Source organism: Kitasatospora sp. NPDC092039 (genome assembly GCF_044756065.1).
In the GTDB taxonomy this organism is placed as follows: domain Bacteria; phylum Actinomycetota; class Actinomycetes; order Streptomycetales; family Streptomycetaceae; genus Kitasatospora.
Genome location: NZ_JBIVSD010000002.1, coordinates 1 through 12,466 on the forward strand (window position 1 = coordinate 1; position 12,466 = coordinate 12,466).

At 74.4% G+C, this 12,466-nt stretch carries 12 protein-coding genes and 1 tRNA gene; 8 read left to right on the top strand and 5 right to left on the bottom strand.

Annotated features, from left to right (window positions below; genetic code table 11):
- From ACIQI7_RS03315 to ACIQI7_RS03325, 3 genes are all read left to right on the top strand, one after another.
- A partial coding sequence (locus ACIQI7_RS03315) for an acyl-CoA dehydrogenase family protein (RefSeq protein ID WP_401104596.1) occupies nucleotides 1–452 on the top strand: 452 nt, incomplete at its 5' end.
- A gap of 145 nt (nucleotides 453–597) precedes the next feature.
- Nucleotides 598–1,281 carry a TetR family transcriptional regulator gene (locus ACIQI7_RS03320; protein WP_401105658.1) on the top strand — a complete coding sequence of 228 codons (684 nt, stop codon included), beginning with the start codon at nucleotides 598–600 and terminating at the stop codon, nucleotides 1,279–1,281.
- Between the two features lie 145 nt (nucleotides 1,282–1,426).
- Nucleotides 1,427–2,767, top strand: coding sequence for a chloride channel protein (locus tag ACIQI7_RS03325; RefSeq protein ID WP_401104598.1), 1,341 nt, complete (start codon nucleotides 1,427–1,429; stop codon nucleotides 2,765–2,767).
- On the opposite strand, the gene ACIQI7_RS03330 is transcribed toward ACIQI7_RS03325, so the two are convergent.
- Nucleotides 2,760–3,356: a MarR family winged helix-turn-helix transcriptional regulator gene (locus tag ACIQI7_RS03330; protein ID WP_401104601.1), complete on the bottom strand. Its 597-nt coding sequence runs from the start codon at nucleotides 3,354–3,356 to the stop codon at nucleotides 2,760–2,762. The two genes, ACIQI7_RS03325 and ACIQI7_RS03330, sit on opposite strands and share 8 nt — an antisense overlap.
- Nucleotides 3,357–3,804: 448 nt before the next feature.
- On the opposite strand from ACIQI7_RS03330, the gene ACIQI7_RS03335 reads away from it, so the two are divergent.
- Nucleotides 3,805–4,074, top strand: coding sequence for a hypothetical protein (locus ACIQI7_RS03335; RefSeq protein ID WP_401104604.1), 270 nt, complete (start codon nucleotides 3,805–3,807; stop codon nucleotides 4,072–4,074).
- A 195-nt stretch (nucleotides 4,075–4,269) separates the two neighbouring features.
- On the opposite strand, the gene ACIQI7_RS03340 is transcribed toward ACIQI7_RS03335, so the two are convergent.
- A tRNA-Leu gene (locus ACIQI7_RS03340) sits at nucleotides 4,270–4,354 on the bottom strand.
- Nucleotides 4,355–4,645: 291 nt separating this feature from the next.
- Here ACIQI7_RS03340 and ACIQI7_RS03345 point away from each other — a divergent pair.
- The 3 genes from ACIQI7_RS03345 to ACIQI7_RS03355 all read left to right on the top strand — a co-directional run bounded on the left by ACIQI7_RS03345 (nucleotide 4,646) and on the right by ACIQI7_RS03355 (nucleotide 7,676).
- Entirely contained in the window at nucleotides 4,646–5,977 is a 1,332-nt protein-coding gene (locus ACIQI7_RS03345) for a M20/M25/M40 family metallo-hydrolase (RefSeq protein WP_355267768.1), read from the top strand.
- A gap of 258 nt (nucleotides 5,978–6,235) precedes the next feature.
- On the top strand, nucleotides 6,236–6,472 hold the full coding sequence (locus tag ACIQI7_RS03350; RefSeq protein ID WP_401105660.1) for a chaplin: 237 nt from the start codon (nucleotides 6,236–6,238) through the stop codon (nucleotides 6,470–6,472).
- A 358-nt stretch (nucleotides 6,473–6,830) separates the two neighbouring features.
- Nucleotides 6,831–7,676, top strand: coding sequence for a chaplin (locus ACIQI7_RS03355; protein ID WP_401104607.1), 846 nt, complete (start codon nucleotides 6,831–6,833; stop codon nucleotides 7,674–7,676).
- A gap of 181 nt (nucleotides 7,677–7,857) precedes the next feature.
- Here the strand turns inward: ACIQI7_RS03355 and ACIQI7_RS03360 are convergent, their stop codons facing one another.
- Nucleotides 7,858–8,064, bottom strand: a complete 207-nt coding sequence (locus ACIQI7_RS03360) for a DUF5703 family protein (RefSeq protein ID WP_360261758.1) — start codon at nucleotides 8,062–8,064, stop codon at nucleotides 7,858–7,860.
- A 365-nt stretch (nucleotides 8,065–8,429) separates the two neighbouring features.
- Between ACIQI7_RS03360 and ACIQI7_RS03365 the strand changes: the two genes are divergently transcribed.
- Nucleotides 8,430–9,035 (top strand): hypothetical protein, encoded by a 606-nt coding sequence (locus tag ACIQI7_RS03365; protein ID WP_401104609.1) that lies wholly within the window; start codon nucleotides 8,430–8,432, stop codon nucleotides 9,033–9,035.
- Between the two features lie 117 nt (nucleotides 9,036–9,152).
- Here ACIQI7_RS03365 and ACIQI7_RS03370 read toward each other — a convergent pair whose 3' ends face one another.
- Both ACIQI7_RS03370 and ACIQI7_RS03375 read right to left on the bottom strand, forming a co-directional pair.
- Complete coding sequence (locus tag ACIQI7_RS03370) at nucleotides 9,153–11,357, bottom strand: helix-hairpin-helix domain-containing protein (protein WP_401104612.1); 2,205 nt, start codon at nucleotides 11,355–11,357, stop codon at nucleotides 9,153–9,155.
- 58 nt (nucleotides 11,358–11,415) lie between these two features.
- Nucleotides 11,416–12,396: an aldo/keto reductase gene (locus ACIQI7_RS03375; protein ID WP_401104615.1), complete on the bottom strand. Its 981-nt coding sequence runs from the start codon at nucleotides 12,394–12,396 to the stop codon at nucleotides 11,416–11,418.
- Nucleotides 12,397–12,466: the final 70 nt, after the last annotated feature.

The following is a 12,466-nucleotide window of genomic DNA, read 5'->3' on the forward strand; positions in this document are numbered from 1 at the left end:
CGGGTTTCGCGACGGCGATGCGGACGCTGGACCACACGCGGGTGACGATCGCGGCGCAGGCGGTGGGGATCGCGCAGGGGGCGCTGGACTACGCCTGGGGGTACGTGAAGGAGCGCAGGCAGTTCGGGAAGGCGATCGCGGAGTTCCAGGGTGTGCAGTTCATGCTGGCGGACATGGCGATGAAGCTGGAGGCGGCGCGGCAGATGACGTACGTGGCGGCGGCGAAGTCGCAGCGCGGGGACGCGGACCTGACGTTCTTCGGTGCGGCGGCGAAGTGCTACGCGTCGGACGCGGCGATGGAGATCACGACGGACGCGGTGCAGTTGCTGGGCGGGTACGGGTACACGCGGGACTACCCGGTGGAGCGGATGATGCGGGACGCGAAGATCACGCAGATCTACGAGGGCACCAACCAGGTCCAGCGGATCGTGATGGCCCGCAACCTCCCGTAACCCGCTCAGGACGTGCACCGACGGCCGGGCCCGCGAGAGGCCCGGCCGACGGCGCCGCCCCCTGGGCGCGGATGTTAGGTTCCGGTGGATGAGCGAGAAGGAAGAGCAGGACCAGCCCATGACTGACGGGCCCTCGAAGCCGGCGATGCGCGAGGCGCTGGTGGCCGCGGCCTTCGAGCTCTTCCTGGAGCGCGGCTTCGAACAGACCACCGTCGACGACATCGTCGCGCTGGCCGGTGTCGGCCGGCGCTCCTTCTTCCGCTACTTCCCGGCCAAGGAGGACGTGGTCTTCCCCGACCACGAGCGCAGCCTCGCCGAGATGACGGAGTTCCTGGACTCCGGCACCGGCGAGGAGGACCCGGTCAAGCACGCCTGCGACGCCGCCCGCCTGGTCCTGCGGATGTACGCCGAGCAGCCGTCCTTCTCCGTCCAGCGCTACCGCCTGACCCGCAAGGTGCCCGGCCTGCGGGCGTACGAGCTGTCCGTGGTCTGGCGCTACGAGCACACCCTCGCCGCCTACCTGCGCGGCCGCTACGCCGACCGCCCGGACGGCCCGCTGCGCGCGGACGTGACCGCCGCGGCCGTCGTCGCCGCGCACAACCACGCCCTGCGCACCTGGCTGCGCTCGGGCGGGGAGAGCGACTGGGTGGCCGAGGTGGACGCGGCCATGGCCTTCGTCACCGGCACCTGGAGCGACCGCCCGGCCGAGGCCGCCGCCGAGGGCGACCCCGACGACGTCGTGGTGCTGGTCGCCAGCCGCCGGGCGCCGCTGTGGCGGATGGTCCAGGGCATCGAGAGCGCGCTGGGCACCGACGCCCGCCAGGTCTGACCATCACCCGTACGGCGCAGCCGGGGCCGCCGTGGCCCCGGGCGACGGCCCCCGCGCCGTGCGGGGCCTCCGGCCCGGGGCGAGACTCGGTCGCAGGACGGGGCCTCCCGGGCGGCGGGCGGCCCGGGAGCGCGAGGGAGCGGCGATGCCGACGACGTCCCGGCAGCCGGGCGGCGGCCCGACCCCGCGCGAGGTGCTGCCGCACAGGGGCTACCTGCGGCTGCTGCTGATCTCGGCCCTGGTCGGCATCCCGGTCTCGCTGGCGGCCTTCGGTTTCGTCGGCCTGGAACACCAACTCCAGCACTGGGTCTGGGAGAGCCTGCCGACCGCGGCCGGCTACCGCCGGGCGCCCTGGTGGTGGCCGCTGCCGGCGCTGCTGCTGGCAGGCCTGCTGCTCGCCCCGGTCGTGACCCGGCTGCCCGGGCGCGGCGGCCACGTCCCGGTGGACGGGCTGGGCGGCCCGCCCGGACCGCCGGCCGCCGTCCCCGGCGTGGTGCTGGCCGCGCTCGCCTGTCTGCCGCTCGGCGTGGTGCTCGGCCCGGAGGCGCCGCTGATGGCGCTCGGCGGCGGCCTCGCCCTGCTCGCCGTCCGCTCCGCCAGGAGGGCCGAACAGCCGCGGCTGGTGGTGGTGTTGGGCACGGCGGGTGCGGCGGCGGCGATCTCCACCATCTTCGGCAGCCCGCTGGTGGCCGCCGTGATGCTGATCGAGGCGGCCGGGCTGGGCGGCCCGCAGCTGATCGCGCTGATCCTGCCCAGTCTGCTGGCCGGCGGGCTCGGGGCGCTGGTCTTCACCGGCTTCGGCCACTGGACCGGCCTGGCGATCGGCGCGCTCTCGCTGCCGCGCCTGCCGAAGAGCGGGGTGCCCGACCCGGGGGACTTCCTCTGGGGCGTCCCACTGGCCGTCGCGATCGCCGTGGTCTGCGTGGCCGGGCAGAGCGTCGGCCACCGGGTGAAGGCCCTCACCACGACCGGCACCGCCCGGCAGACCGCCCTGCGCACGGTGCTGTGCGCGGTCGCCGTCGGCGGCTGCCTCGCCGCCTACGCCCTGCTCACCGGCCGCTCCCCGGAGGAGGCCGCGCTCTCCGGGCAGGCCACCCTGGGCGCGCTCGCCGCCGACCCGGCCGCCTGGCCGGTCGGCGCGCTGCTCGCCCTGGTGCTCTGCAAGGGGCTGGCCTGGTCGGTCGCCCTCGGCAGTCTGCGCGGCGGCCCGATCTTCCCGGCGATCCTGCTCGGCGCGGCCCTCGGCACGGCCTGTGCGCCGCTGCCCGGCTTCGGTGCCGCGCCCGCCCTGGCCGTCGGCCTCGCGGCCTCCAGCGCAGCCGTCACCGGCCTGCCGGTCACCAGCACCGTCCTGGCCGCCATGCTGCTCGGCGGCGAGGCGGCCAACTCGATGCCGCTGCTGATCGTGTCCACGGTGGCGGCCTTCGTCACCGCGCAGTCGCTGCGCGGCCGGCCGAAGCGGGACGCCGCCCCGGCCGTCAGCTGACAGCGGCCTCCGGGCCCGCGCCGAGGTACTGCTCGATCTGCTGCTGGTTCTCCACCAATCGCAGGCACAGGTGCCGCAGTTGGGCCAGCTCCTCGGGGCTGAAGCCGCGGAAGACGGCGGCCATCGCGCGCTCGGTGGGCACCCGGAACTCGTCCAGCCAGGCCAGCCCCTCGGCCGTCGCGGTGACCAGCACCGCCCGCCGGTCCTTCGGGTCGGGGGAGCGGCGGGCCAGCCCCTCCCGCTCCAGGGTGTCCACCAGCCCGGTCGCGTTGCGCGGGCTCACCCCGCCGGCCCGGGCCAACTCGCCCACCGTCAGCCCCGGTTCCCCGGTCCCACCCGCCGCACCGAGCCGTACCAGCACGTCCAACGCCCCCGCGCTCAACCCCCGCCCCCGTGATCCGTGCGCCCGCAGCCTCTCCACCGCGTGGAACGCCGACCGCGCGGCGGCCGCCGCCTCCAGCGCCAGGGTGTCCCCGCCCTTGGTGAACACGCCCATGGCCGTCCGCACCCTGCTGTCGTACAGCCGGCCCTCGTCATCGCGCCCCAACGGGCCGGTCGTCGCTTCCCCCGAGTTATTTACCTGCTTCATAATGAAGTCATTCTGCACTGCTCGGGACGCCTGTCAAGGGGTGGCCCGCCGACTCGTCGGCCAGGGCGGAGACTTCGGCGGGGGTCGGGGTGGGCCCCTGCGGGAACCCGTCAGGTCCCGAGGCGCTAGCCAACTGTTCCCGTACGTCCGAGCCGCGTATCGGGCCGTTCGAATGATGCCGCCGGGGATCGGGGGCGGCGCGACCGCGGGTCGGCGCCGGGGTCGGGGTCAGCACGGAGAGTGACGCGGGTGTGCTCCGGCCGAATGATCCTGTGAGATGGGCATACGAACTGTATTTCCGCTGGTGAGAGCGGCGAGTCCGAGGGGACGTGAGGCCGGACGGGGTGCGGCGCCGGTTGCGACGGGATGCGGGCCGTGGCTGTCTGAATCGCGGCGGGGCCGACCGGCGCCGCCACCAGATCCGGAAAACTCCGTGGAGGAGATCTTCATGCGTGCTCTCAAGCGAGTCGTGGCCGTCGGCGCTCTCACCGTCCCGCTCGTCCTCGGCTGCGCCGGCCTGGCGTCGGCCGCAGAAGGCATCGACGCGAACTACGGCAAGGGCTACTTCACCGCGAACGAGAACGGTGCCGGTCTCGCGGCCGTCGAATCCCACGTCGGCCCGGACGGCGTCTCGCACGCCGACTTCTGGATCTGGGCCGACGACAACGGCGTCTCCGGTTCCTTCACGGGTTCGGGCGCCACGTTCGTCGAGGGCTGACCCGACCCGCTCGGGCCTGACCCGGGCGCCGTCCCGTCGGAACAGACCCACCCCGGATGCCCGGCCGGTGCCCACCGGCCGGGCATCCGGCCGGTCGTACCCGGGGGAGAGCGGTGGGGGCAGCCCCGGCGGAAAGCCGCGCCGGAAGAAGCCGAAAAGCAGGAAGGCCCCAGATCAACTGGGGCCTTCCGTCGGTGTCCGAGGGGGGACTTGAACCCCCACGCCCGATAAAGGGCACTAGCACCTCAAGCTAGCGCGTCTGCCATTCCGCCACCCGGACCAGGTGTCGTCCTCGCGGCTTCCGATCTCTCGTCCGTCGCGCTGACAGATGTAACTGTAGCAAAGATCGGCTTGGGCTCCCAAAACGGTTCCCGGCGGGGGAGCGGGGCCGGTGGCGGCGGCAAGGGGCGGTCTGTGGCGAGGGCGTGACCAGGGGGTTTCGGGAAGGTGCGGGGGCTGGATCGGGATACGGGGCTGGGGGAGGATGGGCGGACGTGCTCGTACGGCCCGGGTGCAGGTCCTGGGGGTGGCGCGCTGGTGCGTCGGTGCGGGCCCAAGACGAGGAGTGACCGTGAGCGAGCGGAGCGAGTCGGCGGCCCCGAAGGTGACGGCGGAGTCGGAGGTCGCCGAGATCTGTCGCGATCTGATCCGGATCGACACCAGTAACTACGGGGACGGCTCCGGCCCGGGCGAGCGGAAGGCGGCCGAGTACGTGGCCGAGCAGCTCGCCGAGTTCGGCCTCGAACCGAAGATCTTCGAGTCGGCCAAGGGTCGGGCCTCGACCGTGGTCCGGATCGAGGGCGAGGACCGCTCCCGTCCCGGCCTGCTGATCCACGGCCACACCGACGTGGTGCCGGCCAACGCCGCGGACTGGACCCACGACCCGTTCGGCGGCGAGATCGCGGACGGCTGCGTCTGGGGGCGCGGGGCGGTCGACATGAAGGACATGGACGCGATGACCCTGGCGGTCATCCGCGACCGGCTCCGCACCGGGCGCAAGCCCCCGCGCGACATCGTGCTGGCCTTCCTCGCCGACGAGGAGGCCGGCGGCACCTACGGGGCGCGTTTCCTGGTGGACAAGCACCCGGGGCTGTTCGAGGGCGTGACCGAGGCGATCGGCGAGGTCGGCGGCTTCTCCTTCACGGTCAACGACCAGGTCCGGCTCTACCTGGTGGAGACGGCCGAGAAGGGCATGCACTGGATGCGCCTGACGGTCGAGGGCCGGGCCGGCCACGGCTCGATGGAGAACGACGACAACGCGATCACCGAGCTGTGCGAGGCGGTCGCCCGTCTCGGCCGGCACCAGTTCCCGCTGCGGATCACCAAGACCGTCCGGGCCTTCCTGGACGAGCTGTCGGACGCGCTCGGGGTCGAGCTGGACCCGGAGAACATGGACGAGACGCTGCGGGTGCTCGGCGGCATCGCCAAGATGATCGGCACCACCCTGCGCAACACCGCCCAGCCGACCATGCTCGGCGCGGGCTACAAGGTCAACGTGATCCCCGGCCAGGCCACCGCGCACGTGGACGGGCGCTTCCTGCCCGGCTACGAGGAGGAGTTCCTGGCCGAGCTGGACAGCGTGCTCGGCCCGCGCGTGAAGCGCGAGAGCATCCACTCGGACAAGGCGATCGAGACCGGCTTCGACGGCGCCCTGGTCGAGGCGATGCAGACCGCGCTGCGGGCCGAGGACCCGATCGCCCGCGCGGTCCCGTACTGCCTGTCGGGCGGGACGGACGCCAAGTCCTTCCAGGACCTGGGCATCCGCTGCTTCGGCTTCGCGCCGCTCCAGCTGCCGCCGGACCTGGACTTCGCCGGGATGTTCCACGGCGTGGACGAGCGGGTGCCGGTGGACGGCCTGAAGTTCGGCGCCCGGGTGCTGGACCGCTTCATCGACGCCTGCTGAATCCCTGATCAGGCGACTGGGTCGGCCCGTTCCCGGAGAGCCGGGGGCGGGCCGGCCGCATTGTCCGAGCTGATGATTGTGGGACCGGGAGAAGGAGATCGACAGAAACGGTTCCTCCGGAATTTCCTGGTTGATCATTTGTGCGAGACCTCACCGTTGCGGGTGAATGGGAGATCGACTCCGTACCCCGTTTGCCGCAGCGTCGTTCATCCCTGTGCAGCCCGCCGAACGGGTTGCGTTGTCCATACAGGAGGAATGATGAAGGTCAAGAAGATCGCCGCTGTCACCGCCGCCACCGGTGGTCTGGTGCTCGCCGCCGCCGGCGTCGCGTCCGCTCACGCGGGCGCCGGGGGTGTGGCCGCCGGCTCCCCGGGCGTGCTGTCGGGCAACCAGATCCAGGTCCCGGTCCACATCCCGATCAACTTCTGCGGCAACACCGTGGACGTCGTCGGCGTGCTGAACCCGACCTTCGGCAACCACTGCGCCAACGTCTGAGTCGACCTCCGGGCCGCCGAGGCCTGTTGAGCCGAACTCGGAACGGCCCCCGGGCGGCGGACGCGCCGTGCCGGGGGCCTTCGCCTTCCCGGCGGCCCGTCGGCGCCCGTCGGCCGCCCTCCCGGGGCCGCCGGATACACGGCACCCGACACGATCGCTCGATCGGGTGAAGCTGATTCGTTCGGCTCAACCTCCCGGTTGGCCCCTCGTTAACCCGTGTGCAGCCGAAGCCCTTGCGTGATTTACGGATATACCGAAATTCCGACTTTCTTGAAGGTTCACGTCAAGGTCGACACGTCGTCTCGAAATGTCAGGGGAAAACATGAGGAATGTAGCCAAGAAGGGGATCCTCACGGCCGTGGCCACCGGCAGTGTGCTGGCCTCGACCGCCGGCTACGCCTATGCGGGGGGAGCCGAGGCACAGGGGGTGGCCACCGGTTCGCCCGGCGTCGTCTCGGGCAACTCGGTCCAGGTGCCGATCCAGGTGCCGATCAACGCCTGCGGCAACACGATCGACGTGGTCGGCTTGCTGAACCCGTCCTTCGGCAACCACTGCGCCAACGTCAACGGCGGAGGCCACCCGGCCGGCAAGCCGGCCCAGGGCGGCCAGCCCGGCGGCGGCTCGGGGGCCACCGGCGGCGGCACCGGCGGTGGCGGCCACACCGGTGGTGGCGCGGGCGGCGTCGACGGCTCCGGCACCGGCGGGAGCCAGGGCACCGGCGTTCCGGGCACCACGGTGCCGGGTGCCAACGTCCCGGGTGCCGGCGTTCCGGGCGCCGGCGCCTCCGGCACCGCCACCAACTCGGCGGGCGTGATCTCCGGCAACAGCGTCCAGGCTCCGGTGGACGTCCCGGTCAACGCCTGCGGCAACTCGGTGAACGTGGTCGGCGTCGGCAACCCGGCGTTCGGCAACGACTGCGCCAACGTGGAGAAGGTCGTGCCGCCCACCCCGGCCCCGCCGGTCGAGGGCTGCGCCGAGGCCTGCCCGACCCCGCCGCAGGTCTCCGCCGAGGAGGTGACCAACCCGCGCATCGGCGGCGTGTCCCCCGCGGCCGTCGTCGCGGCGCCCGCCGCCCCGGACGCTCCGGCCGCCCAGCTGGCCTCCACCGGAGCCGGCGGCGTCGAGCTGCTCGGCGCCGCCGGTCTCGCGCTGCTGCTCGGCGGCGGCGTGCTCTACCGCCGGGCCCGGGCCGGCGCCCGCTGACCCGCTGAGGGCCTGTCGTCGACGGGCCCGGGGCCTGGGGAAGGCCTTCGGGAGTGCGTGCCGAACCCGGCCCGCGCACCCGCCGCGGGAACGACGCACCCGCGGCCGCCGAGCGAACGGGCGGCCGCGGGTGGGTGAGGGCTCGGTGCGTGCCCTGCCCGGGGCGGCGGTGCCCTGCCCGTCACCAGCTCCGGACCTGCCGGATGATCCGCCGCTTCAACCGGACCGTCCGGCTGCCGTCGGGGAACAACCTGAGCCGGTCGAGCTCCCAGTGCCCGTACTCGGCGTGCTCGGTGAGCAGTTGGCGCGCCGCGTTGCGCGTGGTGCCGCGCGGCATGCGCAGGGACTGGTACTCGTACTCCGGCTGCCGGACCGGCTTCCGTGGGATCAAGACGCTCCTCCTGGGGATCACCTCGGGCAAGCCTACGGCCTGCCCCGGACAGTCGGCCCGGGTATTTCCGGCCGTCCTCCCGTGCGGAGGCGGCGGCCCGGAGGGCGACGACCCGCGCGGTCGACTGACAGTCCATCAGTTCTGTTGCCACTGTGAAGGGAATACCCCGATCCCGGCGCGCGAAGCGGCACCCGGGCGGCCTCGGCGGGCCCGGCGCGCGCCCTTCGCTCCCGCTTCGCGCCGGTGTCACCGGAGGACGAAACGGAAGGGATCGGACATCAGGGCGGAAGTTGCGGTGAAATCGCGGGTGTAGGTGACAACCGCTGTGCGTACCGGCGCCGCGGGGAGATAGCGTCTGCACCATGTCTGATGCCGCGCAGCCCACCATTGCCGAGGTACGCGCCGCCGCTGAGGCGGTCAAGGCCGCCATCGACCGTCATCTGGAAGCGGTGTCAAGCCCCAACGCAGCCGATGATCCCGCCGTGTCCGCCGCCTACGAGCAGCTCGCCACGGCGGCCATCGCCTACGACCAGCTCCTGTACGAGGCCTACGACGAGGTGACGCCCTTCGAGATCCCCGGGGACGAGGGCCCCGGCGGTTACCACGGCCCCGAACAGCCCGAGGCGATCAGTGTGTTGATCCGCCGCGACTACCACGTCGTCGACCCCAAGCGGCTGCGTGCCCAGGCGGAGCGGCTGGACGAGTCGCTGACTCCGGGCGGAGTCGGCGCGGGCGAGGTGAACGCCGCGATCGGCGTGCTGTTCGGCGAGTACGAGCCCGACGAGATCGCCGCCCGCAGCGAGGAGTTCGGCCTGGAGGAGGCCGACTCGACGCTCTGGGTCGCGGCCGCCGAGCCGACCGAGCCGGGCGAGTGGCTGCCCGAACCCTTCGAGCACGCCGACCCGCAGCTGCTGATCTGCCGGTTCGACGTCAGCGAGGTCTACGACGACGAGGACCCGGACGACTGACGCCGTCCAGGACGAGCCGACGGGCGGGCCCGGGACCACCGGGGCCCGCCCGTCATGCGTTCCGGCCCGGCCGGCGGGCCGGAACGCACGACGCGACGGGGCCGGCCGGAACGCCGGTCAGTTCTCCGAGGCTGCGGTGTTCTCGGCGAGGACCGCCCGCAGCCGGGTGGTGCGCGGCTGCGCCGGGCGCTCGGCGACGGCCTGGGCGAGCGCCGGGCCCGCCGCGTGCACCACGGACAGGTGCCGCTCGCCGCGCCCGAAGGCGGTGTAGACCCACTGCCGGGTGAGCGCCGGGGCGGCGTCCTCCGGCAGCACCACGACCGCGCCCGGCCAGCGCCGGCCGAGCGCCTGGTGGACGGTCAGCGCCCAGCCGTGCCGCAGCCGGGCGGCCTCGGCCGGCGGGACCGTCCGGCGCGAGCCGTCCGGGTACTCCAGGTGCAGACCGGTGGCGTCGCCGTCCAGCACCCGGGCCGGGCGGGTGACGCCGGGGGCGGGGGAGTCGACCACCCGGTCACCCGGGTCGAAGCCGCCGAACCGGCCGGGGCCGGGGTTGAGCCGGGCCTTGGCGGCGGCGTTCAGCGCCCGGGTGCCGGCCGCGCCGCCATGGCCCGGGGTGAGCAGCACCACCTGCTCGACGGGGATGCCCAGCGCGCGCGGGATGGAGTCGGTGAGCAGCTGGACGGCGCGGTGGACGGCCTCGCCGGCGTCCTTGGCGGTCAGGATGACCACCTCCTTGTCCGGCGCCTCGACCGGCTGCAGCTCGCCGATGCCGATGCCGGAGACCAGCTCGCCGATCGGGCCGAAGTCCGGGGTGCGGGAGGCGACCGCCGGGCAGGCCCTGGCGGCCAGCAGGTCGGCGAAGAACCGGCCGGGGCCGGCCGACCAGAGCTGGCCCGGGTCCCCGCTGAGCACCAGCCGGGTGCCGTCGGCCAGCGACTCCAGGACGGTGGCGGCCAGTTCGACGTCCAGCAGCGGGGCGTCCAGGAGGACCAGCAGGTCCAGGGCGAGGGTGCCGTCCGGGGCGCGGCCGGGGCCGGCGGCGCCGGAGAGCAACTCGGCGAGGGTGACCACGGGAGCCTCGGCCCCGGTGCCGGCCCCGGCGAGCGCGGCGAGGGAGTCCCGGCCCTGGTCGGTCCAGGTGGCGGCCCAGGCCCGCAGCCCCAGGCCCCGGGCGGCGGTGACCAGCGCGGCCGGCTCGGCGCGGGCGGCCTCGCCGCCGGTGTGCAGCACCAGGGCGTGCTCGGAGACGGCGGTGATCAGGGCGGTCGCGGAGGAGGACGGGGCGGCCTCGGCGGCGGCCGCCCAGGCGGTCGGGCCGGGGGCCGCGGGGGCCCGCTCGGCGGAGTCCTCGGCGGCCCCGGTTTCCCCAGTGTCCTCCTCGGCCTCGTCGGGGCCGGTGCCCTCCTCGGCCTCGTCGGAGTCGGTGGCCTCGCCGGCCGGGTCCTCGCCCGGCACGAAGGTGGCCATCAGCTGGAGCAGCTTCTCGGCGAGGCTGTCCTCGGCCATCGCCAGCCCCTCCAGGGCGAGCAGCGTGCGGGTCGGCGCCTCGTCCTCCTCGCCGCCCCCCGCCGCGTGCGCCTCGGCGCCGGTCAGCTCCTCCTGGAAGGGCAGCACCCGGCCGTCCGCGACGGCGGCCTGGATCGCGGCGCCCGGGTCGGGCATCCGGAGCCGTTCGAGCCCGGCCGCCACCTCGGCCGCCTCCTGGGCCGAGTGCCCGCGCAGCGCCGCCTGCTCCAGCAGCCACGCGACCAGCGCCCGGGCGCGGCGCTCGTCGCCCGGGCCGGCTTCGGGGCCGAGCAGCTCACGGGCGAAGCCGTCCGCGTGCTCGGGGCGGACACCGGGCAGGCCCAGCACCGCCCACGGGTCCTGGCGCAGCCGCCGGGGGGCCTCCTCGCCGAACTCGGCCACGGCGGCGGCCGCGAGCTCGGCCGGGGCGCCGCCGGCGGCCAGCACCTCGGCGGTGGCGCGGATCGCCTCGGCGCGCTGCCGGTCGGACACCGCCGGGGCGGGAGCGGCCGGGGCGGAGACCGTCACGGCCCTGGCGGGAGTCGGGGCGACAGGGACGGGCGCCGGAGCGGTCGGGGCGGCGGGCTCCGCCCCCTCGGGCTCCGGGGCCTGCGCCGTCACGGCCTCTGCCGTCGCAGCCTCCGCCATCGAGGCCTCCGCCCGGGCGGCACCCGCCCGCGCGGCACTCGCCGCGGCGTCCTCCGACTGCATGCCGCGGATCCGCTGGGCCAGCTCCGCGAACTTCGCCGCCTTCGTCTCCGGGCTCAGCCGGCCCCCGGCGGTCACCTCCGGAGCGCCGTTGCCCGTGTCAGTCATCGTCGTCCGCTCCAAGGTCACTCCACTGCAGGTTCTGCTCGACAGCCAGGGCCGGGGGTCACAGCTCCGTCCACCCCTGGTCCGGGTAGTGGTGCACCGGCGACGAGATGTCGTCCAGCGCACCACGGATCTCATCCGGAAGCGTAAGCGCCTCCACCGACAGCGCCGCCTGCAGCTGGGCCACCGTCCGGGCCCCGACCAGCGCGCTCGCCACCCCGGGCCGGTCCCGGACCCAGGCCAGCGCGACCGCCAGCGGCGTGCTGGCGAGCCCGTCGGCGGCGGTGGCGACGGCGTCCACGATCCGCCGCGAGCGCTCCCCGAGGTACGGCTGGACGAACCCGGTCAGGTACGGCGAGGCGCCGCGCGAGTCCTGGGGGATGCCGTGCCGGTACTTGCCGGTGAGCACCCCGCGCCCGAGCGGGGAGCCGGCCAGCACCCCGACCCCGGCGTCCAGCGCGGCGGGCAGCGCCTCCCGCTCGATGCCGCGCTGGAGCAGCGAGTACTCCAGCTGCGCCCCGGCCAGCGGCACCCGCCCGTGGTGGGCGCGCTGCCAGGTGGCGGCCCTGGCGAGCTGCCAGCCGCTGTAGTCGCAGACGCCGACGTAGCGGGTGCGCCCGGAGGCGACGGCGATGTCGAGGGCGCTGAGCGTCTCCTCGGCCGGGGTCGCCGGGTCGAAGGCGTGCACCTGCCACAGGTCGACGTAGTCGGTGCCGAGCCGGCGCAGCGAGGCGTCGAGGGCGGCGAGCAGGTGGCCGCGCGAGCCGTCGAAGCGGCGGGCGGACTCGGGGACGCTGCCGGCCTTGGTGGCGATGACCAGCTCGGAGCGCGGGATCAGGCTGTCGGTGAGCCGGGAGAGCAGGTACTCGGCGCCGCCGTCCGCGTACACGTCGGCGGTGTCGACCAGGTTGCCGCCGGCGTCCACGAACTCCTTCAGCTGCTCCGCGGCCTCATGCTCGTCGGTGTCGCGGCCCCAGGTCATGGTGCCGAGACCGAGCCGGGAGACCTGAAGGCCGGTACGGCCGAGGTGACGCTGTTCCATCGGACGGGCCCTCCACTGGCCGGTGGCCCCGGTGGCCCCGGGAGCCGGTAAACGCGCAGGTGGGAAGAGC